The organism is Lutibacter agarilyticus, from assembly GCF_900188235.1.
GTDB lineage: Bacteria > Bacteroidota > Bacteroidia > Flavobacteriales > Flavobacteriaceae > Lutibacter > Lutibacter agarilyticus.
The window spans coordinates 63,047-87,356 of sequence record NZ_FZNT01000012.1 but is presented as its reverse complement, the minus strand read 5'-3'; the positions used below and the strand labels follow the sequence as shown (position 1 = coordinate 87,356).

General features: G+C 31.5%; 18 protein-coding genes. 7 read left to right on the top strand and 11 right to left on the bottom strand.

The window, feature by feature from the left end:
* Positions 1-207: 207 nt before the first annotated feature.
* Positions 208-900 carry a DUF4294 domain-containing protein gene (locus CHB67_RS16465; protein ID WP_089382900.1) on the bottom strand — a complete coding sequence of 231 codons (693 nt, stop codon included), beginning with the start codon at positions 898-900 and terminating at the stop codon, positions 208-210.
* 130 nt (positions 901-1,030) lie between these two features.
* On the opposite strand from CHB67_RS16465, the gene CHB67_RS16460 reads away from it, so the two are divergent.
* From CHB67_RS16460 to CHB67_RS16440, 5 genes are all read left to right on the top strand, one after another.
* Complete coding sequence (locus CHB67_RS16460) at positions 1,031-2,116, top strand: M42 family metallopeptidase (RefSeq protein WP_449405332.1); 1,086 nt, start codon at positions 1,031-1,033, stop codon at positions 2,114-2,116.
* Between the two features lie 41 nt (positions 2,117-2,157).
* Positions 2,158-2,700: an NUDIX hydrolase gene (locus CHB67_RS16455; protein WP_089382898.1), complete on the top strand. Its 543-nt coding sequence runs from the start codon at positions 2,158-2,160 to the stop codon at positions 2,698-2,700.
* A 9-nt stretch (positions 2,701-2,709) separates the two neighbouring features.
* Entirely contained in the window at positions 2,710-4,626 is a 1,917-nt protein-coding gene (locus CHB67_RS16450) for a DUF294 nucleotidyltransferase-like domain-containing protein (protein WP_089382897.1), read from the top strand.
* Between the two features lie 2 nt (positions 4,627-4,628).
* Positions 4,629-5,297, top strand: a complete 669-nt coding sequence (locus CHB67_RS16445; protein ID WP_089382896.1) for a 3'-5' exonuclease — start codon at positions 4,629-4,631, stop codon at positions 5,295-5,297.
* A 61-nt stretch (positions 5,298-5,358) separates the two neighbouring features.
* Positions 5,359-7,272 carry a DUF294 nucleotidyltransferase-like domain-containing protein gene (locus CHB67_RS16440; protein WP_089382906.1) on the top strand — a complete coding sequence of 638 codons (1,914 nt, stop codon included), beginning with the start codon at positions 5,359-5,361 and terminating at the stop codon, positions 7,270-7,272.
* 330 nt (positions 7,273-7,602) lie between these two features.
* Here the strand turns inward: CHB67_RS16440 and CHB67_RS16435 are convergent, their stop codons facing one another.
* The gene (locus CHB67_RS16435) at positions 7,603-8,589 is read right to left on the bottom strand and encodes a helix-turn-helix transcriptional regulator (RefSeq protein WP_089382895.1); all 987 of its coding nucleotides are present in this window, start codon (positions 8,587-8,589) and stop codon (positions 7,603-7,605) included.
* A 62-nt stretch (positions 8,590-8,651) separates the two neighbouring features.
* Here CHB67_RS16435 and CHB67_RS16430 point away from each other — a divergent pair, with 62 nt between their 5' ends.
* Positions 8,652-9,683, top strand: a complete 1,032-nt coding sequence (locus tag CHB67_RS16430) for an oligosaccharide flippase family protein (RefSeq protein ID WP_089382894.1) — start codon at positions 8,652-8,654, stop codon at positions 9,681-9,683.
* Positions 9,684-9,958: 275 nt separating this feature from the next.
* On the top strand, positions 9,959-10,621 hold the full coding sequence (locus tag CHB67_RS16420; RefSeq protein ID WP_089382892.1) for a 3'-5' exonuclease: 663 nt from the start codon (positions 9,959-9,961) through the stop codon (positions 10,619-10,621).
* A gap of 179 nt (positions 10,622-10,800) precedes the next feature.
* Here CHB67_RS16420 and dsrP read toward each other — a convergent pair whose 3' ends face one another.
* The 9 genes from dsrP to CHB67_RS16375 all read right to left on the bottom strand — a co-directional run bounded on the left by dsrP (position 10,801) and on the right by CHB67_RS16375 (position 24,291).
* On the bottom strand, positions 10,801-12,021 hold the full coding sequence (dsrP, locus tag CHB67_RS16415; RefSeq protein WP_089382891.1) for a sulfate reduction electron transfer complex DsrMKJOP subunit DsrP: 1,221 nt from the start codon (positions 12,019-12,021) through the stop codon (positions 10,801-10,803).
* 152 nt (positions 12,022-12,173) lie between these two features.
* Positions 12,174-13,226 carry a 4Fe-4S dicluster domain-containing protein gene (locus tag CHB67_RS16410; RefSeq protein WP_089382890.1) on the bottom strand — a complete coding sequence of 351 codons (1,053 nt, stop codon included), beginning with the start codon at positions 13,224-13,226 and terminating at the stop codon, positions 12,174-12,176.
* 8 nt (positions 13,227-13,234) lie between these two features.
* Complete coding sequence (locus tag CHB67_RS16405) at positions 13,235-13,858, bottom strand: cytochrome c3 family protein (RefSeq protein ID WP_089382905.1); 624 nt, start codon at positions 13,856-13,858, stop codon at positions 13,235-13,237.
* 5 nt (positions 13,859-13,863) lie between these two features.
* Positions 13,864-14,541 carry a cytochrome C gene (locus CHB67_RS16400; RefSeq protein WP_089382889.1) on the bottom strand — a complete coding sequence of 226 codons (678 nt, stop codon included), beginning with the start codon at positions 14,539-14,541 and terminating at the stop codon, positions 13,864-13,866.
* Positions 14,542-14,647: 106 nt separating this feature from the next.
* Positions 14,648-16,975 carry a molybdopterin-dependent oxidoreductase gene (locus CHB67_RS16395; protein ID WP_089382904.1) on the bottom strand — a complete coding sequence of 776 codons (2,328 nt, stop codon included), beginning with the start codon at positions 16,973-16,975 and terminating at the stop codon, positions 14,648-14,650.
* Between the two features lie 10 nt (positions 16,976-16,985).
* The gene (locus tag CHB67_RS16390) at positions 16,986-17,216 is read right to left on the bottom strand and encodes a chaperone NapD (RefSeq protein WP_089382888.1); all 231 of its coding nucleotides are present in this window, start codon (positions 17,214-17,216) and stop codon (positions 16,986-16,988) included.
* Between the two features lie 199 nt (positions 17,217-17,415).
* A complete protein-coding gene (gene acs, locus CHB67_RS16385) occupies positions 17,416-21,279 on the bottom strand; it encodes an acetate--CoA ligase (protein WP_089382903.1) in 3,864 nt (1,287 codons plus the stop codon).
* A 14-nt stretch (positions 21,280-21,293) separates the two neighbouring features.
* A complete protein-coding gene (locus tag CHB67_RS16380) occupies positions 21,294-21,659 on the bottom strand; it encodes a response regulator transcription factor (protein ID WP_089382887.1) in 366 nt (121 codons plus the stop codon).
* A gap of 1 nt (position 21,660) precedes the next feature.
* Entirely contained in the window at positions 21,661-24,291 is a 2,631-nt protein-coding gene (locus tag CHB67_RS16375; RefSeq protein ID WP_089382886.1) for a sensor histidine kinase, read from the bottom strand.
* Between the last annotated feature and the right edge of the window lie 19 nt (positions 24,292-24,310).

Below are 24,310 nucleotides of genomic sequence, written 5' to 3'. Positions count from 1 at the left end.
TTAGCGGCTGCAAATGTACAACCTTTTTCCTTTCCTAAACAAACTTTTTATCTGGTTTTTATTAAGTTTTTTTGAAGTGAAATATACAGCGCTGATTTTACGCAGATTACAATGCAATAAAAAACTTATCGAAATAGATTTCTTTTAAAGACAGGATACTAAATTACATGATTTTTTTATAATACGCAATAGAATAGCAAAAAAAACTTACTTCTTTTGCTTCGGAAAAGGTGCTTTTACCGATTGGGTACTCAACTCAAAATAGTTTATAGGTAACTTTGACGGTTGTTCTTTCAATATTCCATCTACAAATGCGCGCTGTAAAATGTCTTCGATTAAAAAATCTTCACGGTTATTTAAAGGGTCATAACCTTCCTTTAGTGACAACTTGAACATATTTGCCGTAGTATTATACCAAAATGCCTTCCAACCTGAACGATAATCTTTGACTAAATCAAATGTAATAATACCTGTTTGCCTGTGCAATAACTTAATTAAAACGCGTCCTTCAGTTCGTGTAAGTTTTTTTAATTGCTCAGTAAATTCATCTTCCATATACTTTTGAACCTCCTTTGTATATTTCTTCTTCCTTCGTTTAGACTTAATTTCTTCTAATCTTACATTTAAAGTATCTAATTTTTCCGCAGCAATTTTAGCAAACGGATATGCTTTTAACACCTTTTTTCTAAACCAATAGTAGTATTTACGATCGTAGCTTGTTTCAAACTTCAATGTCTTCAATAATAAAACTTCATCTAATTCAATTAATAAAGTATCTCCTTCAAACACAATATATCTCTCAGTAATAGGAATAGAGTCCTTTATTTCTTCCTGAGAAAAAACAAAACAACTATTCATAAACATAAATAATGCTATAAATATTCTACAAAAAACCTTCATATATATTTAACTCTTTTAAAGCACGTCAAATTTACAACTTATACAATCATAAATAAAACGATTTTTTTTAATTGTTGGTATACGCTACAATTTAGTATATTCGTTTTTTAAAATAATACATATTTATATAATGAGTAAAAATATATTAAATAAAAAGTCAATGACTTTTTTAGAAAAGTATTTAAATAACGCCTCGCCTACTGGATATGAAAGTGAAGGTCAGAAAATTTGGATGGAATATTTAAAACCGTACGTTGATACATTTATTACTGATAGTTATGGTTCGGCGGTTGGAGTTATAAATCCTGATGCTAAATTTAAGGTTGTTATTGAAGGGCATGCTGATGAAATTTCATGGTATGTAAATTACATTACACCTGAAGGTTTAATATATGTAATTAGAAATGGTGGTAGTGATCATCAAATAGCACCTTCAAAAGTGGTGAATATTCATACCAAAAAAGGTATTGTTAAAGGTGTATTTGGTTGGCCGGCTATTCATACTCGGTTAGCAGGAAAAGAAGAAACGCCTAAATTAGACAATATATTTATTGATGTTGGTTGTAAAACTAAGGAAGAAGTTGAAAAACTAGGCGTACACGTTGGTTGTGTTATTACGTATCCTGATGAGTTTTTTATTTTAAATAAGAATCATTTTGTTTGTAGAGCTATTGACAATAGAGTTGGTGGTTTTATGATTGCTGAAGTTGCGCGTTTGTTAAAAGAAAATAAAAAAACATTGCCTTTTGGATTGTACATAACTAATAGTGTACAAGAGGAAATTGGTTTGCGTGGTGCAGAAATGATTACACAAACTATTAAACCAAATATTGCAATTGTAACTGATGTTTGTCATGACACTACAACTCCAATGATTAATAAAATGAAAGAGGGAGAAACAAAAAGTGGTGATGGACCTGTAATAAGTTACGCCCCTGCTGTTCAAAATAATTTACGCGATTTAATTGTTGACACTGCAGAAGAGAACAAAATTCCTTTTCAAAGAAATGCTTCTTCAAGAGCAACTGGTACAGATACCGACGCTTTTGCTTATAGTAATGGCGGTGTTCCTTCAGCTTTAATTTCATTGGCATTACGTTATATGCACACAACTGTTGAAATGGTTCATAAAGATGATGTTGAAAATGTAATTAAGTTAATTTATGAAACATTGTTAAAAATTGAAGACGGAGAAACTTTTAGTTACTTTAAATAATAGTTAAAGACAGCTTTCGCTGTCTTTTTTATTTTAATACTATGGATGAATATATTGACATACTAAATGAGCTAGGTGAAAGAACAGGTGAAACTTGTTTAAAATCTGAAGCGCATAAAAAAGGGATTTTCCATGCAAGTGTTCATATTTGGATTTTTGATAAACATAAAAATGTACTCATTCAAAAAAGAGCTACTGACAAAGATACATTTCCTAATCTTTGGGACATTTCAGTTGCTGGTCATATTTCCGCAAGAGAGAAACCTTTGGATGCTGCTTTGCGAGAAGTTGAAGAAGAAATTGGGTTAATTGTTACTGAAAAACAGCTTTGTTTTATTGGAATTTCTAAAAAAAGAATTGAACACCACAGCAATTTAATTGACAACGAACTACATTATATATATGTATGTGAAATAGATTTTAAGATAAGTCAGTTAAAAATTCAAAAAGAAGAAGTTTCAGCCATAAAATCTATTCACTTGGATGATTTAATTGAGAAGGTAAAAGAACCTGATTTTGTTCCGAGAACCGATAATTATTATCCGCTTGTATTTGAAAACATTAAAAATTACATTACCAACTAAAAACTGTGTATGAAAAATACTATTGCCGAACGTATTTTAGATTTCTTAAAAGATTTCCCTCCTTTTAATTTATTACCCAAGGAAACTTTGTACGAAATTTCAAAGAAAATAGAAATCCATTATTTTGAAAAAGATCAAATTATATTTGACCAGAACGACAATCCGCACGAACATTTTTACATGGTATATGAAGGTGCTGTTCGTTTGTACCGATTTGGAGAAGATAAAAAACACGTTGTAGATATTTGTGATGAAGGAGATTTATTCGGCTTGCGACCTCTAATAATGAAGGAAAATTATTTAATGGGTGCTGCAGCTAACGAAGAATCTATTTTATACGGAATTCCTATTCAATTATTTAGCGATATTATTTTAAATTACCCGAAAGTAAGTCAGTTTTTAATTGCTAGTTTCGCTACCAATACACGCGATCCATTTACAGATAAACATAAAGGAAAACTTTTTGCTAATATTGAAGCAATAAGAAAGGTTGAAAATAGCTTTATTGAAACACAAACTGCCAAATACACGCAAAACCCAATAACTTGTTCACCTAAAACTACCGTTCAGTTTGCAGCAAAGGTAATGACAGCCAATGTTATTAATTCAATTGTTGTTACTTTAGATAATATTCCTATTGGAATTATGACTGATAAGGATATTAGAACAAAAATTGGAACGGGCTTATTTAAAATAACCGATCCTGTTGAAGCAATTATGACAAGCCCTGTGATTACTTTTGCTGAAAACATTACTGTTGCCGAAGCACAATTGGCCCGTTTAAAACATAAGGTTTCACATTTATGTATTACTAAAGACGGAACTAATAAAACAGAATTGGTTGGAATTTTAGCTGAACATGATTTAAGTTTAATTCAAGGGAACAATCCACTATTGTTAACAAAACAAATACGAACAGCAAAAGATGCCGAAACCTTAAAGTATATTAGAACAAAAGCTTCTGAACTTACACAAGGTTATATTGAACAAGAAATACCTATTTATTTTGTAACTAAAGTTATTTCAGAAATAAATACAGTAATTACAAAAAGAGCAATTCACCTATCTATTAAAGAGATTGGAGTAGAACCGCCTGTTGCCTATACTTGGTTAGCATTAGGAAGTCAGGGTAGAAAAGAACAATTATTGATGACCGACCAAGATAACGCGTTGGTTTTTGAAAATATTTCCGAAGAAAAATACGCTGAAACAAAAAAGTACTTTTTAGAATTGGCTTCAAAAGTAACCGAAAAACTAAACATTGTAGGCTTTGAATATTGCCCAGCTAACATCATGGCTAGCAATCCTAAATGGTGTTTGTCGGTTTGCGAATGGAAATCTCAATTTAAAGACTGGATTAAACATCCAACTTCAGACAAAATTCTAAACAGTATTATTTTCTTTGATTTTGAATTTATTTATGGGGACACGCATTTATATGATAAAATGGCAAAAAGTGTTTTTAAATACATTTATAAAAAACCCGTGTTTTTAGGTTTTTTAAGTAAAGCCACTTTAGACAACCCTGCTCCGTTAGGCTTCTTTAAACAATTTTTAGTTGAAGAAGATGGTGAAAACAAAGATCATTTTGATATTAAAAGTAGGGCTATTAGACCCTTGGTTGATGCTGCACGTATTTTTTCTTTACACCATCAAATAAGTGTAAATAATACCATTGCACGTTACGAAAAACTAATGGAAGTTGAACCCCAGAATAGTGATATTTTTGAATCTTGCGCCAATGCTTTCAAAATTTTATTACAGTTTAGAACTTCACAAGGCCTAACAAATAACGATAGTGGAAAGTTTGTGGATATAAATATCTTGAGTAAAGCCGACAGGTTAAAACTTAAAAGTTGTTTTAAACCTATAAAAAACGTACAAGAATCCTTAAAATTAAGATTTAACATATCTCAAATTCCATAACCATGTTTAATCTATTCAAAAAGAAAAAATACCCAGAATACTGGAAAACTTATGTTGAAAAAGTTGAAAATTGTAAAACTTACGCTAACCTAGACAATATTAGATTTGTTGCTTTAGACACCGAAACAACAGGATTTGATTATGATAACGATCGTATGCTTTGCATTGGAGCAGTTGCTATAAAAGGAAATAGAATTTTAGTTTCCGATTCTTTTGAAGTGTATATAAAACAGGATGTTTTTAACAAAGAAACCGTGAAAATACATGGCATAAGAAGAAATGGAACGGAAGTAAAAGTCTCAGAAGAAGAAGCTATCATTCAATTTTTAGCGTATTTAGATGCTGCTGTTATTGTTGCGCATCACACTAAATTTGATGTAACTATGATTAACCGAGCATTGGAACGTTTAAATATTGGTCCGCTAATTTCTAAACAATTAGACACCAATTATATTTATAAAAAATTATCTTGTCCAAACGATTTAAAAAAAATAGCAAGTTTAGATGAATTGTGTGAGCGCTATTCCATAAAAATGCACGATCGCCACACCGCTTCAGGAGATGCTTTATTAACTGCACAATTATTTTTGAAACTGTTAGCTAAATTCAAAAAAAATCACGGTATTAACTTAAGTAATCTTATTCAAACAAATTACAACCTATCTCGCTAACAACTATTGTTTTAGTCTTAAAAAAAATGTATTTTTAGTGTTTCTCATGACTTCAAAAACTATGAAAAACACTATTGCTGAACGTATTTTCGATTTTTTAAAAGACTTCCCTCCTTTTGACGTTTTAAACACAGCGCAATTACTTGAAATTTCAACAAATATTAAAGTCAAATATCTTGAAAAAGGCACAGTTGTTTTTAATCAAAACGAACAGCCTCATTTTCACTTTTACATAGTTAAAGATGGCGCTATAGGTTTATTTCGAAGTATGGATGATGATGAAATTTTTGTTGACATTTGTGATGAAGGTGATATTTTTGGCTTGCGACCTTTAATACAAAACGATCATTATTTAATGAGCGCTAAAGCTACTGAAGAATCTATTTTATATGCAATTCCTGTTGAAATTTTAAAAGAAATTATTGAAGTTAACGATAAAGTACACAAATATATAATTGCTAGTTTTTCTTCAAATATTAAAACTCCTTATGCAAACACGAAAGCTTTGTTTGGAAATATTGATACGCTAGATTCTAATAATATTAACCTTACCGATTTTCAAACGGCTCAGTACAGTAAAAATCCGGTGACTTGCTCAAAAAACACTAGCATTCAAGAAGCGGCACAAATTATGAGTGCTAAACGGGTGGGTTCTATATTAATTATTGAAGAAAAAAATTCGATTGGAATTATAACCGATAAAGATTTACGGTTGAAAGTTGCTACTGGAATAATTCCTATTTCAGAAAAAGTAAGTACTATTATGTCTTCGCCTGTAATTACGGTGTCTAAAAATATTACAACCGCTGAAGCTCAAATTGCCATGTTAAAACATAAAATTACACATTTATGTATTACAAAAGATGGCACGCCACATTCAGAATTGATTGGTATTATGAGTGAACATGATATTGTGGTTTTACAAGGCAACAATCCTTCTGGTTTAATTAAAGAATTAAAGCGCGCTAAAGATATTACTGCTGTAAAATATATTAGAGAAAAAACTTCCAACTTATTAAAAAGCTATATGAGACAAAACATTCCTATAGCGTTTGTTGCTAAAATTATTTCAGAAATTACCGATACTATTACCTTAAAAGTTATTGAATTTTCTTTAAACGAAATGGAAACTGAACCTCCCGTTAAATTTGGATGGTTGGCATTAGGAAGTCAAGGCAGAAAAGAACAATTACTAATTACAGACCAAGACAACGCGCTGATTTTTGAAAATGTAGCTGCAGAAGATTACAATGTAACTAAAAACTACTTTCTAAAATTAGCACAAAAAATTAACAATAAATTGCATTTAGTAGGTTACGAGAATTGCCCAGCAGATATGATGGCAAGCAACCCAAAATGGTGTTTATGTTTAGATGAATGGAAACAACAATTTGATAGCTGGATTACCCAACCAAGTGAAAAAGCAATTATGATGTGTACCATATTTTTTGATTTCAACTTGGTATATGGCGATAAAAAACTAGTGAATAAATTAGCCAAAAGCATTTTTAAATCTATAGATTCTTATGAAATATTTTTAAATTTCTTAGGAAAAAACGCTTTGATCAATCCGCCTCCATTAGGGTTTTTTAGACAATTTTTAGTTGAAGACAATGGCGAAAACAAAGACCAATTCGATTTAAAAGCCAGAGCTTTAATGCCGTTAATTGATGCTGCCCGCTTGTTAACATTATCTCATCAACTAAAAAATAAAAACAACACCATTGAACGTTTTGAAGCGCTGATTTTAAAAGAACCTCAAAACAAAGATTTATACTTTTCATGTATTGATGCTTTTAAAATTTTGTTGAGATACCGCACCAACCAAGGAATTAAACACAACGATTCTGGCAGGTATATTGAATTAAATACTTTAACAAAACCAGAAAAACTAAAACTAAAAGGTTGTTTTAAACCTATAAAAGATATTCAGGAATTATTAAATGTTCGCTATAATTTATCTCAAATGCTATAAAACAAAGAGAACTGCTTTTACAACTACAACTCTCTTTGTTTAGAAAATTAAGTCAACCCCAAAGACTAATTTTCTGAAACTCTCTTTTTCAAATGTTTTATATACTTTTATTTATTTCAGTTAGTAAAAATTATAGAGATATAATCATTGCTATTAAAGTTAAAGAACAACCAAAAATAAATACCACTAATACAATTAACGATACTATTTTAAGCTCTCTCATAGTATTATTTCAAATGTTGCCATAGTCTATTTTTATAAAACAAACATACCCTCCTCAAACAGACAAACAAAGTCCGTTTAAGTAATTAGAATTATTATAAATAAGTATTATTGGTAATATTTTACCATTGAGTGAAGATGCTCTTTGAAGTAATCAACCACCGATTTTGGAGAAACAATTTTCACCCATTGATTGTATTTAAGCATTTCCATTACAAACTCGTAATTAGGTTCTAAAGTAACCTCTATTTGGCCCCACATATCAGGATTCTCATAATTCAATTTTGTTGATTTCATTTCTTTTGCTTCAGCAATTAATTTTTGACTTTTATGAATTGGTCTTACTAGCAAGTATTTTAAATGATGGTTTGCTACCTTAATTTTAATTTTTTCGGCTTTTAAACCTTCATTTAAAATTCCAATTGAGTTTTTAAAATAGTCTTCTTCGTTAAATTTAATAGGATGCGCTACTTTTTTATTAAAAATTTGAAGTTCAGCCAATCGCTCATCTAAGCAAAAGGTTTGTATTTCTTTTTCTTCAATTGCATACGCAATCAAATACCAAGCTTTGTTCTTTTCTTTAATATGTAATGGTTGATATCTTTTCTTTTCTATTTCTTCAAACTTATTATCTTCAAACCATCCTTTATAAGAAATGTAAATAAGCATCTGATGCTCAATTGCATTTATCAAACTTAACAAATCAATTGTAGTATTTAAAGTAGATTTTTCAGGTGTTATATAGGAATTGCTTTCTGCTGCTTTTCTGGTAATTAATAAATGTTCTACTCTGTAAAACACATTTTCCATTTCCTGAAAAAGCTTCCCTTCTTTTATGTAATATCCGTAATTTCTTTTTAATTGAATTTCAACCCCAAAATTAACTTTAATATAATCAAGATCTCTTTTTATCGTTTTTTCGCTTGTATGCTTTAGCTTATTTAAAAAAGAACTTTCATTAAACTCTCCATACTTTTTAGACAGCATATTTTGAAGATCAATTTTAGAAACATACGCATCTGTATCTATTCCAAAGTATTTTGGATTAGAAACAATTTTAAGAATATAGTATCTTCTAAAGAATTCTGCAGTCATTCAATCAGTTTTCAAGCAAGATTACAAAAAAAGTTTAATAGTTTTACGTCTTAAACAAAAATATGGCCAAACTCTTTAGCAAACAAGATTTTTTAAATACCAAATGGTTTATAGCCGAAAAACTAACTAGCTTATTAGTTGCCATTATTATAATACCTAAAATATTTAATTCACTTGGTATTATTAATATTGGTAAACTAAAATTTGCTGAAACATTTATTAGCTTTTTTACACCTCTTTTATTTTTAGGCCTTTCTGCAATTTGCATTCGTGAATTAATTTTTTATCCAAAACGAACAAAATTTATATTAGCAACTGCCTTATACTTAAGAACTGCTAGTTGGTTATTTACCATAGTGATCATTTTAACGTACGTCTATTTTTTTATAGACACTAATTTATTTGTATTATACCTGTTAATTTGTATAAGCTACTTTGTTCGGGTATTTGATGTTTTCGAATATTATTTTCAAGCCATAAAACAAACCAAATATGTTTTTATTAGCAAAACTATAAGCTTATTAGTGATTCTAATACTTCAATATTATGGAGTTAAAAATGAATTTGGAATTCAATATTTTGCATTCCTCCTTATTTTAGATTTTTTAATACAAAGCTGCACTTATATAAGCATTGTAAAAATTAAAAACATCTTTAATTTTAATGAGCTGGTATTTTCAAAGCCTATGGCAACCTATTTATTAAAGAATTCCTTTCCTTTACTATTATCTAATTTTTTAATACTTATCTATATTGTTACGGATGATTTTATTCTAAAATATTATCACGGTGATGCATTCTACGGATTTTACGCAACCATCTATTTTTTAATTATAACCTTAACCTGGAGTATTGGCTTTTCAATTATAAATGCCTTGTTCCCTTCTTTGGCAGAATCGTACACTAAAAATCTTAGAGTATATTACAAAAAAATAAGTGTACTCATTATTTATATGCTTGCTTTAGGTGTTTTTATCGCTGTTTTCTACAATCTGTTTAGCCTTACAATTTTAACCCAGTTTTTTGATAAAAGTTTTTTAAAAATTAATAACGAATTAAAACTATTTAGTTGGCGCCACTTTTTATTTTTATAGGAATGATTTTTGAAAAACACCTCATCTTAACCAATCATATTGAAAAAAATGTGTATCGGTTTATTTTAGGATGCATTTCTAACTTTATACTTTCATTAATTCTAATACCTACTTATGAAATTATGGGAGCCGTTATTGCGGTTTTAACAAGTCATTTTATAACTAATATTGCATTTATTTTGATAGATTCTAAAAGTAGAAAACAATTAAAGTTTCTTTTTTTGAAGTAATCTTTTGAAATGTTTAATATCTTTAAAAGAACTTAAAAACAAAGAATGTTCAACTGGTTTAAAAAAAATACACATCCTGAGTTTTGGAAAAACTATCTCAAAAAATTCAAAACAAAACAGCCAAAAACTATTGAAGCAACACGTTTTGTAGTTTTTGATACAGAAACTACTGGTTTAAACACCACTACCGATCGTATTTTATCAATTGGTTCAATAAGTATTTTTGAAAATGAAATTCATATTTCTGACACTTTTGAACGCTATTTAATTCAACAAGCATTTAATGCCGAAACCGTTGAAATACATGGAATTTTAAAAGGAGGAAACATTGAAAAAATTTCCGAAGAAAAAGCCATTGAACAATTCATTAATTATGTTGGAAATAGTGTTCTTGTTGCGCATCACGCCGCTTTTGATATTGAAATGATCAACATTGCTTTAAAAAGAATGAGTTTACCAAAATTGAAAAATAAAAGTATTGATACTGGAATTCTTTATAAAAAACTAGACGGTAAAAAAGACAATCACTTCAACCTTGATGTTTTGTGTAAAGAGTTTCTCATTCCAATGCACGATCGTCACACAGCCTCAGGTGATGCATATATTACCGCATTGTTATTTTTGAAAATCATTTCGAAACTTAAAATTCAACGTACCGTTCATTTTTCCGATTTATTTAGAACTTCAAGCAACAAAGGGTTAATGTAAAAAGAGACTGTTTGAAAAGTTTAATTTATCGTCAACCTGAATTTATTTCAGGTTCTCATAATGATTAGTTATCAGTATGATGAGATTCTGAAATAAATTCAGAATGACGAAGGTTTAGCCAAAAAAAAAGCTGCTCTCAAAAATGAAGAACAGCTTTCAAAAGTTTGGTTTTACTTTTATTATTTCTTTTTATAAACTCTCTGACCTAATTCAACAGCGATTCCTGTTTTAGCTAAAATGGTAAATATAAATGCGCCCATTGCCCAAATTCCTAAAGTCACAGAAATTTCAACAAATGTAGGTGTGTATTCTGCTATTTTCCCCCAAGGACCAGGAATAAAACCTGGAACTATCAATCCAAAACCTTTTTCAATCCAAATAGCAACAAATAGCATTCCACATAAAACATATAGAATTTTCAAATTGTTTCTTATTTTATGAAATGTTAAGGCAATTGTAGCAATCACATTCAAACTTATAGAGGTCCAAATCCAAGGTAACAATGCTGTTTTTCCATTCAAACCAAAGAATAAATATACGGCACTTATACTATGATGCGTTGGTGCATAAAATTCTTTAAACAATTCAGAAATTAACATGATTAAATTAATTTGTGCTGCCACAGTAACAATCATACTAATTTTTTTAATAGTAGTATCGGGCACTTTAAACGATGTGAATTTTCTAATAATAGCTAAAACAATAATTATTAATGCCGGACCTGCAGCAAAAGCTGAAGCTAAAAATCGAGGTCCCAACAATGCATTATTCCAAAACGGACGTGCTTGTAAACCTTGATATAAAAATGCTGTAACCATATGAATTCCTACGGCCCAAAAAACAGATAAAAACACTCCTGGAATGTAAACTTTTGGGTTTGGTGTTTTACCTTGGTAACGCATCATTAAAATATACAATGGTATAGTAATATTTATAAATAAATACCCGTTTAACACAATAACATCCCAAGCTAACATAGAGTTTGGAAAATTAAATACTCCAATTCCTGGTATCATATGCCATAAACGAGCAGGGCCTCCCATATCAGCTACAACAAACGCTAAACACATAAGTAATGCTGCAACAGCTAAACCTTCACCTATTAAAACAGCCTGTTTAAAATCTACATTTTTCAATACATAAGCAGGTAACACTAGCATTACAGCTGCTGCTGCAACCCCAACTAAAAAGGTGAAATTAGAAATATACAATCCCCAACTTACACGGTCTGTCATACCAGTAGCACTCAAACCTTCATCTAATTGAATGCTATAATTGTACATTCCAAATAGCATTATAAAAGATAAAACTGCCATCCAAATATGATATGCCCTGTTACCGTGAGTTACCTCTAACATGGCATCTTTAACTAAACTTCTAAAAACTTTTAATGTCTTCATTTTTATTTTTATTTGGGCGTTTCCTTTTAATTCTTAAAAGGTCGGGCTTTTGCTACTCGCTTTTTTATTTATCAATAAAAAGAGCTCAAACAGGTCGCTCAATCCCTAACGCACTTATTTAACTAAAATCAATTAAATTAGTTTGTTTCTTTTTAATCCATATAATACCAAAACTTAGGTTCTGTACCTAAATCTTCTTTCAATCTAAATACTTTTTTATTATCTAAAATCCATCTAATATTACTTTTAGGATCTAATAAATTACCAAAAGTTCTGGATCCTGTTGGACAAGCCTCAACACAAGCAGGATTTTGACCTTCACGAGAACGTTGAATACAGAACGTACATTTTTCCATAACTCCTTTTTTCCGCAACCTATTTCCTAAATAATGTTGTTTTTTATTCACTTCTTTCTCTGGGACTTCTGGAGTTTTCCAATTAAAACGTCTACCATCATAAGGACAAGCAGCCATACAATAACGGCAACCAATACACCAATCGTAATCTATTACTACAATACCATCTTTCTCTTTCCAAGTCGCTTGAACTGGACAAACTTCAACACAAGGAGGGTTATCGCAATGAAAACACTGTGTTCCCATATAAAAATGACCATCTGCAGGAACTTCGTGGTAATAATTATCATCAGACTCTTCAAAATTGAATCCTTTTCCCTCATCCATTTCGTGAATACGAATGTATTGCATTTCAGTAGCTCTATCTTGATTGTTTTCTTCCACACATGCATTCACACAATCCATATAACCTTGACACTTCGAAATATTAAAAGCATACCCAAACAACACATCTTCTTCAGCATCTTTAGAAGACATACTTAAATTTTTACCCGTGCGTAATTCGTAAGAACGTGTAAGTCTATCTACAGTTTTATCTTTTTCTTCATTGGTCATTAATTTATAATTCCCTTTAAAGTATTCTTCCCACTCAATGTTTGCCTTTTCTTTACTTTCATCACCCGAAATTACACTACAAGAAGAATTCACAGCTCCGGCTCCAATTAAAAAACCTGCAGTTATTTTTTTAAATGCAGCTCTTCTATCCATGGGCACATCCATAATTTGGTCGTATCCATCTTTTTCCTTTTGATCGCTACATGAACCTGAGTTATTTCCACAACCGCAAGAATCTGTTTTTTTAGATCTATTTAAGTTTAATGAAAACCATTTTTTATTTTCGTTGCTCATTGTTTATCTTATTTACGTTCTTTAACTTTTTGGGTATTAAAACGAACTGGCCATCTTTTTTCAAAAGCTGGTTGGTGAGGATTGTGACAATTTACACAAGTTTTAGACAATCGTGGTGGTGCCCATCCTCCCAATTGTTTTCCATGTGCGCCACCTTTCCAGTCTTTAAATTCTTGTTGATGACATTGACTACATACTTTATAACTGTAATTAAAATCGATGGTACTATTTGTTAAACTATGCAAATTATCCATATCGCTTGAAGTATGACAAGTTGCACAGTTCATTGTTTCGGCACTTGCATGTACTAGTTTAATATTCCAATGCGCCGCCTTTTCATCCAACTGATGTTGTTTTAAATTTTCAATTGGCTCCGTATGGCATTCAGTACAATTATAGGATGCTATCTGACTTTTCCTTTCTGGAATTAAAAAATCATAACCATCTTCATTAACCGTCACTGTTTTAATACCTTCATTATATATTTCAGAAGTTAAAGTCGTATTTTCAGATTCAATAGTTTCAGCTACAATTTTATCTACAACAGTATGATATTTATGCTTTTCTTCATGTTTACAAGACACTACAAATAAGCATATAGCCATTAATCTTAGTATTAATTTTGTTGTCATCTGCTTCATTTTTTTCTTATAAAATTACCTATATCGGTCATTTCTTGATTGTTCAAAACGTGACATTGCCTACAATTTGATCGTTCTGGATGCGTAACTCTAATTTCAACAGGAGCTGAAGGTCCAGCATGACAGGCTAAACAATTCTCGTGCATTTGTATTTGATGAGGAATAATTGGAGGACCACCTTCAAATGCTGCATTACCAATTGCTGGTTTTGGAAAACTACCTGATTTTACAGGTTTAAATAACCCGTTTGTATTTTCTACCACGTGACATTGTCGACAATTTACTTTTTCTGGATGTGGTACAACTGGCGTATATGCGTTGTATTTTTTAACATAACCACCATTTTCATGACATTTTAAACAGCTTTTATCTCCAACTTTGAAATCATTCACCACTGGATGTGGAATACTTGGAGGAGCTCCGTGAAATGCTCTATTATTGTAATAGGTATCTAAACTTCTACCTCCTTTAAAATGAGCATCCATTGCCTCATAATCATTGGCAAATTTTGACCGTTCAAACACTCCTTTTTCTGACGGAATAAAAGTTGATCCACTTTCTGTTGGTAGTATTACGTATGCTTCTTCTTGTTCTGCATAATAACTTTTAGACCATGTAAAAATGGTAGCTATTAAAAGCAAAGCGAAAATTCCTATAAAATATAATCGTTTCATGTGTCTAAATTATTTTTTTTAACGGTCACATGCTGTTCGCTATTTGTCATTTTGTTGAGTGACAAACTTTTTAGCATGCTCGTTTCATAATTAAAGAATTGCTTTATTAGACTTTTTCAATTTTAACCGCACATTTTTTATAGTCTGGTTCTTTTGATATCGGACAAAAAGCATCAAGAGTTACATCATTAATTAATAAATCTTCATCAAAAAAGGGCACAAATACCTGACCTTTTGTTGGTAAACCTCTTTCATTTATAGATGCTGGCAATGTACAAGAACCTCTTCTTGAAGTTACTTTAACCATGTCCCTATTATTAATCCCCAATTTTATAGCATCTTCAGGATGTAATTCAACATAAGCATTAGGCATTGCTTTGTGCAACACAGGAATTCGTCTAGTCATAGACCCTGTATGCCAATGTTCAATAACACGGCCCGTATTTAACCAAAAGGCATATTCTTCATCTGGAGATTCTGCTGCTGGTTCAAAAGGGCGTTGCCAAATAACTGCTCTTCCATCTGGTTTTCCATAAAAATGAAAATCTTCACCATTATCACACGCAGGATCGTATTTTGCATTAAATCTCCACTGAGTAGATTTCCCATTTACATACGGCCAAATAACACCTGATTCTTTTTTCAACACTTCCAAAGGAGCCATTCCGTGTTTTTCTCCTTCGTGAAACTGTCTATATTCATTATAAATTTCATCCACATGATTTTCTTTTGAATATGGAAATAACTCTCCATATCCCATACGTTTGGCAACTTCAATAGTCATCCAAGCATCATCCATAGTTTCTCCTGGCCCATCAACCATTTTATTCCAATGCTGAGTTCTTCTTTCTGAATTACCATACAAACCACTTTTCTCTATATGCCAGCTTGCTGGTAAAATAACATCGGCTACATCTGAAGTTGGTGTTGGAAACACATCAGAAACCACAACAAAACAAGAATCTTTCTCCATCCCTGGGCGGTAACGACTCGTTTTTGGTAATGAAACTAACGGATTTGTAACTTGTGTCCATATAAATTTAATGTCACCACGATCCACTGCTCTAAACATTTCAGTTGCGTGATAGGTAGGTTTTGAAGGGATATTTTCTACCGGTACTTTCCAGATTTTTGCAGCCAGTTCTCTATTTTTAGGATTCATAACAACCCCTTTTGGCAACTTATGTGTAAAAGTTCCCACTTCACGTGCTGTTCCACAGGCTGAAGGCTGACCAGTTAATGAAAATGGTCCGTTTCCTGGTTGAGAAATTTTCCCTGTAAGTAAATGAATATTATACACTAAATTATTCATCCAAGTACCACGTGTGTGTTGGTTCATTCCCATACACCAATAAGAAACCACTCTATTATTTGGGTTACCATATATATTTGCTAAATATTTAATGTCCATTACTGAAACTTTAGAATATTTCGCTACAATTTCAGGAGTGTAATCTTCTAAGAATTTTTTATATTCTTCAAAATTAATTCCTGCTGGTTGATCATTAAAATTAAATTTATCTTCAGTTCCATAACCAATATTTGTGAGCCCTTTACTGAAATTACAATGTTTCTCTACGAATGATTTATTTACCCAACCGTTATTTATAATTTCGTAACATATTGCATTTGCTACCGCTAAGTCTGTTTGAGGTTCAAACAATATCGATTTATCTGATGCCATACTAGAACGCGTTGTTCTGGTAGCAAAGTCAATAATTTTAGCACCTCTTTTATTTTTTTGTTCTAACATTCTTGAAAACAATACAGGATGCATTTCTGCCATATTATTTCCCCATGTTATAAAATAATCTGCATAATCAATGTCTTCATAACACCCCATTGGCTCATCTGCTCCAAAAGTTGTTAAAAAACCTGTTACAGCACTTGCCATACACAAACGTGCATTGCAATCTAAATTATTGGTTCCAATAGCTCCTTTCATTAATTTTGAAGCAACATAACCTTCAGGAATTGTTGATTGACCTGAGGTATACATGGCCACAGCATCTTTTCCATGGGCCTCAATTGTTTGCTTCATTTTATTCGCAACAATATCTAGAGCTTCATTAATTGGAGTTTGAACGTAGGTTCCATTTTTTTTCACCAAAGCATGTGTCAATCTATCTTTAGATTGAATACACATTGTTTGATGATAACCTTTTACACAAAGTAAACCTTTATTAACGGCACTATTTGGATCTCCTTTTACAGCTACAGCTTTTCCTTTATCAATTCCTACTAAAATTCCACAACCAACACCACAAAAGCGGCAAGGTCCTTTTTTCCAATCTAAATCTCCTCCATTAGGTAAATTTTCTAACTGCTCAGAGGCAAAAATAATCCCAGGAAACATTGCAGCAGCAGCGGTCATTGCTGCAGCAGCTGCCATTTTTTTAACGAAAGACCTACGATCTATACCATTTTGTACCATAGTTTGTTTTTTATTTAGGGTCAAAGCCTGAAACCAATGACATGTGTTTCAAACCTTTCATTTCTAATAGTTGATTATATAATTGATTATCTGATTCATCAGAATCGGTGTCTGTAACTACAATAATTACTTCATGATTTTGAGCTGGAATTACTTCACAATTTGATAATTTCTGAAGTTCTGAAAACAAAGAACCCTTCTTATCTTGCTCACAATGAATAATATAACTTTTTATTGACATATTTTTTATTAGTAACTATTGTTACAAATGTAAAATATCTAAAACGTTTTCGTATATTATTTATCTTTTTTTTTACCAAAAAACTTAATTTAAATTAATTCTAAATAAAGATATTAAGATAACATTATCTTATATGTAGTGATTACCTAAAAAAAGCCCCATTTGATTTACAGCAAATGGGGCTTAAAATTTAAAAAAATTATTTAACCAAAGATCCTTCCATAATAGCAGCAACTACTTCAGGATTTAATAATGTTGAAATATCACCTAAATTAGATGTTTCGTTTTCAGCAATCTTCCTCAAAATTCTACGCATAATTTTCCCAGAACGTGTTTTTGGCAAACCTGGTACAAACTGAATTTTATCTAATTTTGCAATAGGTCCAATGGTACGTGCTATTAAATCGTTGATTTCAGTACGCAGGTAATCTTCATTTCCTGGTTTTTCATATACAATTACATAGGCATATAATGCATTTCCTTTAATATCATGCGGATAACCAACAATTGCAGACTCTACTACATTACTATGCTCGTTTATAATATTTTCAATAGGTGCAGTTCCTAAATTATGCCCCGAAACAATTACCACATCATCTACTCTCCCTGTAATTCTATAATTTCCTTCTAAATCTCTAAACGATCCATCTCCAGTAAAATATTTCCCTGGAAATGCCGTAAAATAGGTTTCTTTATAACGTTTATGATCTCCGTAAATAGTTCTTGCCATTGAAGGCCAAGGATATTCAATACACAATCTTCCTTCCGCAGGATTGGTTCCTAATACTTCACCTTTCTCATCTACCAAGCAAGGTTGAATTCCTGGTAAAGGACGTGTTGCAAATGTTGGTTTTGTTGGTGTTACACCTGCCATTGGCGAAATCATAATTCCACCTGTTTCAGTTTGCCACCACGTATCAACAATTGGAGATTTTTGTTTCCCGATTTTTTCATCATACCAGTGCCAAGCTTCTTCATTAATTGGCTCACCTACAGTTCCTAAAACTTTTATAGAACTTAAATCGTGCTTCTCTATCAATTCGTTTGGTTGTGCTGCCAATGCTCTTATAGCAGTTGGCGCTGTATAAAACTGATTTACTTGGTGTTTTTCAACAATATCCCAAAAACGACCGTAATCTGGATACGAAGGAATTCCTTCAAACATAAGCGTTGTAGCGCCTGCTGCTAAAGGTCCGTAAACAATGTAAGAATGTCCTGTAATCCAACCAATATCAGCAGTACAGAAATACACATCTCCATGTTGATATTGAAAAACATTTTTAAAACTATAGGTGGTATGAATCATATAACCAGCACACGTATGTACCATTCCTTTTGGCTTCCCTGTAGAACCTGATGTGTATAAAATAAACAACATGTCTTCTGCATCCATTTCTTCCGCAGGACAAATATCATCTACTTTCACCAACTCATCATGCCACCAAATATCACGACCAGGTTTCATATTAATATCTCCATTAACCCTGTTTAATACAATAGACGTTTCTATTGTTGGACACGTTTCTAAAGCTTCATCAACTATAGTTTTGAAATCAACAGCTTTAGTTCCTCTAAATACTCCGTCTGAAGTTAATAAAACTTTACATTCAGCATCGTTAATTCTTGTTGAAAGTGCTACGGCTGAAAACCCTGCAAACACAACAGAATGTACCGCTCCAACTCTAGCACAAGCTAATACAGCAATCGCCAATTCAGGAACCATTGGCATATACACACAAACACGATCTCCTTTTTGGACATTGTTGTTCTTCAATACATTTGCAAACCTACTTACTTCTGAATGTAATTCTTTATAAGTAAAAGTTCTGTTTGCTTCATTTGGATCATTAGGCTCCCAAATAATCGCCATATCATTACCACGCTGGTCTAAATGACGATCTAAACAGTTCTCTGTAATATTTAATTTCGCCCCTTTAAACCATTCAAATTTTGGTGTTTCCCAATCAAACTCAACCACTTTATCCCATTTTTTACGCCAGGTAAATGTTTCAGCAATTTGCGCCCAAAACCCTTCAGGATCGTTCACACTGTGTTGGTACGATTTGTAATATTTAATAAACGAATCAACTTTTAAATCGTCTAAAGTTTGTTTTTCTTCTTCAGTTGCATGTTCAAAAACACCAATTTTATGTAGTTTGAATTCATGTGTAATTTCAGTAATAATTTCTGGATCATCTATTGTTGAAGGAATTGTGTATTCAACCCCATCAGCAATATTTCTTAATAATTTTCGAAGAATTTTTCCAGAACGTGTTTTAGGCAAGCGCTTTACCAATAACACTTTTCGTAAAGCAGCAACTGCTCCAATTTGTTTACGTACTTCTTGAACAATTTTATACTCTAATTCAAAACTAGAAACATAGTCGCCCGATTTTAAAACCACCAATGCCAAAGGTACCTGCCCTTTTAATTGATTTTCAATTCCGAAAACAGCACATTCAGCCACTGAAGAATTTGAAGAAACAATTTCTTCCATTTCGGCAGTAGACAATCTATGACCGGCAACATTAATTACATCATCAACACGACCAGTAATGTATACATAATCATCTTCATCTTTATATCCACCATCACCTGAGAAATAATATCCTGGAAATTTTTTTAAATACCCTTCAACAAAACGATCAGTATTTCCCCAAACATTTAATAATGAACCTGGAGGTAATGGCAATTTCACCGCAACAAAACCTTCTTCATTAGCACCAACTTCTTCGCCTTCAGCATTTAAAATGGCAACATTGTAACCACTTACTGCTTTTCCGGCGGAACCTGGTTTCACAGGTAAAGCTTCAATGCCCATCATATTTGAAATCATTGGCCAACCAGATTCTGTTTGCCACCAATGATCAATTACAGGAATATTAAGTTTTTCTTCTAACCATTTTAAAGTAGCAACATCGCAACGCTCACCTGCTAAAAATTGATATTTTAAACAACTTAAATCGAACTGCTTCATTAATTCACCATCTGGATCTTCTTTTTTAATGGCTCTAATTGCAGTTGGCGCCGTAAACATTACTTTTACCTTGTACTCACTAATCATTCTCCAAAATGTACTTGCATCAGGAGTTTTAATCGGTTTTCCTTCAAAAATAACAGTCGTATTTCTATTTAAAAGCGGTCCGTAAACAATATAACTATGCCCTACAACCCAACCAACATCAGATGCTGCCCAATATACATCACCTTCATCTACTCCATATACGTTTTTCATAGAGTATTTTAAGGCTGTTGCATAACCTCCACTATCGCGTAAAATACCTTTTGGTTTACCTGTAGTACCTGAAGTATATAAAATATACAGTGGATCGGTTGCTTTTAAAGGAACACAAGCCGCAGGTTCAGATTTATCGACCAATTCTCTATACCCAACAAAACGGTGTGTTTTGGTCATTAAAGCACCTAACCTACGTTGAAAAACAACTACTTTATCAGGTTTATGAGAAGCTTTTTTTATAGCTTCATCTACCAAAGGTTTATAGGCTATCAATCTATCAACTTCCATACCCGCTGTAGCTGTAATTATAACTTTAGGTTTACAATCATCAATTCTAATAGCCAATTCATGCGGTGCAAAACCACCAAAAACTACAGAATGTATTGCACCAATTCTTGCACAAGCCAGCATACTAAATGCCGCGTGTGGAATCATAGGCATATAAATAATTACCGTATCGCCTTTTTTAACCCCTAAATCTCGTAGTCCACCCGCTAAGCGTTCAACTTCACTTTTAACCTGACTAAAAGTATAGGTTACTTTACGTTGTGTTACTGGTGAATCGTAAATAATGGCTGTTTGATCTCCAAATCCATCTTCTACATGTTTATCAACAGCCAAATAACAAACGTTTAATTCTCCATCTGCAAACCAACGATCAAATCCATTTTCATCTTTCGATAAAATTGAATTAGGTTGTTTGTACCAGTCTATATTACTGGCTTGTTCTTTCCAAAATTGTTCTGGATTTTTAATGCTTTGATCATAATGTTTTTGATAGCTCATAATTAAAGTTTTAGTTTGGTTACAAAATCCAATTCTCATTGGATTAAAATTCATTATTTATTTAAAAGAAGATGTACTTCTTTTACTAGTTTTTTGGTTGAAAAAGGTTTCGAAACATATTTATCTGCTCCTAATTTCAATCCTAATTCTATATCTGAAGTTTTATTTTTAGCGGATAGAAAAATCACTTTGATTTTACTTAAAACTTCACTTCTTTTTAAATACTTCAACACCTGGAAACCATCAACATTAGGCATCATAATATCTAAAATAATAATATCTGGAATATCATTATCCACAATATCAATGGCCTCAGCACCATCACGAGCTATAAACACTTCAAAGTTTTCTTTCTTAAAAATGTATTCTAACGACATTACAATGTTAGGCTCATCATCAACTATTAATATTTTTTTCATGTTATTGTAATTTAAATGGTAATATAAAAGTTACTTTTGCTCCATGAGGTTTTCTATTTTCGGCCCATATTTTACCGTTATGACTTTCAATAATTTGTTTGCTAATAGCCAATCCTAAACCACTACCCACTGGCTTTAAAATTGTTTGATTTTTAGATTGATAAAACTTATCAAAAATGGATAACAAATCGTTTAGTTCAATTCCTTTTCCACTATCTTCAACAGACACTTCAACTTTATGATTGTTGATGTAGGTTTTTAGCGCAACTTCGCCAATTTCTTCATTTGAAAATTTAATAGCATTCGACAATAAATTTATAAGTACTTGTTGAATTCTATCTTCATCATATATAATTTCCACATCAGAAACTGCTTGTGTATTTAAATGAATTCCTTTATTTATAGCTATTTGTTTAACAACAGCTACAGATTTATTAATAGTGTTTTTTATTGAATTTTTCTTTAGATCTAATACGTTTTTACCACTGGCAAGTTTTTCAATATCTAAAATATTATTAATCAACCTACTAACTCTTTGGCTTTCGCTTAAAATACTTGTTAAAAACTGCTTTTTAGTATCAATCGCTATTTCATCATCATCTAATAAAATTTCTGAAAGAGCTCTTATTGAAGTAATTGGTGTTTTTAATTCATGAGCCACAGTGTCTAAAAATTCATCCTTTTGCTTATCGCGCTCTTTTAATTCCTTATTTGAAGCTTTTGCTTTTTGGGTTTCGTCTAAAATATTCAACACTTCACGTAAACTTATTTCCTCTTCTTTTACTACCGAAGCAATTAAAATTCTTGAAGAAGCACTTCCTATACTTCCGGTTAATAATTTTTCAGAAAAGCTTACCAAACGAGCATCAGCATAAGGAGTTTGCTTGTTAATTCCATTTTTTATGTAAAATAAATTCAGTGCTCTTTCGGTTCGTTTTTCACCTAAAAAACGTGTTAAAACTTCTTTAATATCGCGCACATAAGCCTCGCCTTTCCACACATAAGCCTCTTCATTCAATTCACCGTATTTAGTACTATCTACAAACATTTCAGCAAAATTTCGTTCTCTGTAATTTCCTACAAAACTTACTGAAGTAATTACATACACAAAAATGTTAAAAAACAAACTCCAAAAAAATGCGTGTGGCACAGGTTCAAACAATTGCAATCCAAACAACTCATAAGGTTTTAAAAATTCAATTCCGAAGATACCTTCATTTACAAACGATGTTGATAGTAATTGAGAGTCTATTGTAAATGGAATAATTAAGGTATAAACGGTAATTAAAAAACCAATTAAAACACCTAAAATAGCACCTCTTGAAGAAGCTCTTCTCCAAATTAAACCACCAAAAAAAGCGGGTGCTAATTGTGCAATTATGACGAAGGAAATTAACCCTATGGAAACTAATGAACGATTTAATGTAAAACTTCTATAGAAAAAATAAGCTACAATTATCAAAGAAAAAATAGCAATACGACGAATATTTTTAATGGATTCGGTATTCTCACTAGATTCTCCTTTGCTGTATTTTGTTAAAAATCCATAAGGTATAATTAAGTTATTACTTAACATAGTTGATAAGGCTAATGTTGAAATAACAACCATAGAGATAGCTGCTGAAAACCCTCCTAAAAAAACAATTAAAGCTAAAATTTCATGACCTTGACTTAAGGGTAACATTAAGGTAAATAAATCGGCATCTACTTGTTGATTTTCAAAGATAATATTTCCACCCCAAGCTATAAAAATCACAAAAACATTGAATAATAATAAATACAATGGAAACAGCCAAGTTACTTTTTTTAAATATTTTTCTCTATCATTTTCAACAACTGCTACTTGAAATTGCCTAGGTAATAATACAATAGCTATCATAGATAACATAATTAAAAAGAACCAATTAAAACCACCTTCTAATCCGTTTATAGTTTGTTGTTTATTAAAATTAGGTAAAATTGAAGCCTGCTCAAAAATATCACTAGGTCCGTTAAATAAATAAAAGGTTACATACACCCCAATTACTAAAAAAAACACCAGTTTAACTACAGATTCTAAAGCTACTGCTGTAATAATTCCTTTATGACGTTCAGAAGCATCAGTGTGTTGTGTTCCAAAAAAAGCAGCAAAAACTGCTAGTAAAATTGCAATATAAAAAGTGGTATCATTAATTACGGTATTTGCAATAATGTTATGCTTTGTAATTACATTAAATGTTTCAGAAATTGCTTTTAACTGTAATGCAATATAAGGTACAATTGCCAGTACACATACAATGGTTACTAATGCTCCTAAAAACCGATTGTTACCATAACGCAATGAAATAAAATCGGCCAACGAAGAAATTTTATTGGCTTTTGAAATTTTAATAATTTTTCGCATTAAAATTATCCAAGCAGGAATAATAATAACAGGCCCTAAATAAATGGTTAAAAACTTCAACCCTGATGTTGCCGCCAAACCAACACTTCCGTAGTAAGTCCACGCGGTACAATACACCGCTAAGGATAATGTGTATACATAAGGATTATTTACCCATTTACTTTTTGAGTTTTTTTCAGCCCAAAAGGCCACATAAAATATGACAGCCAAATAAATAATGATTACAAATATGACTAAAAAGCTACTCATAAAATTTATTTAAAATGAT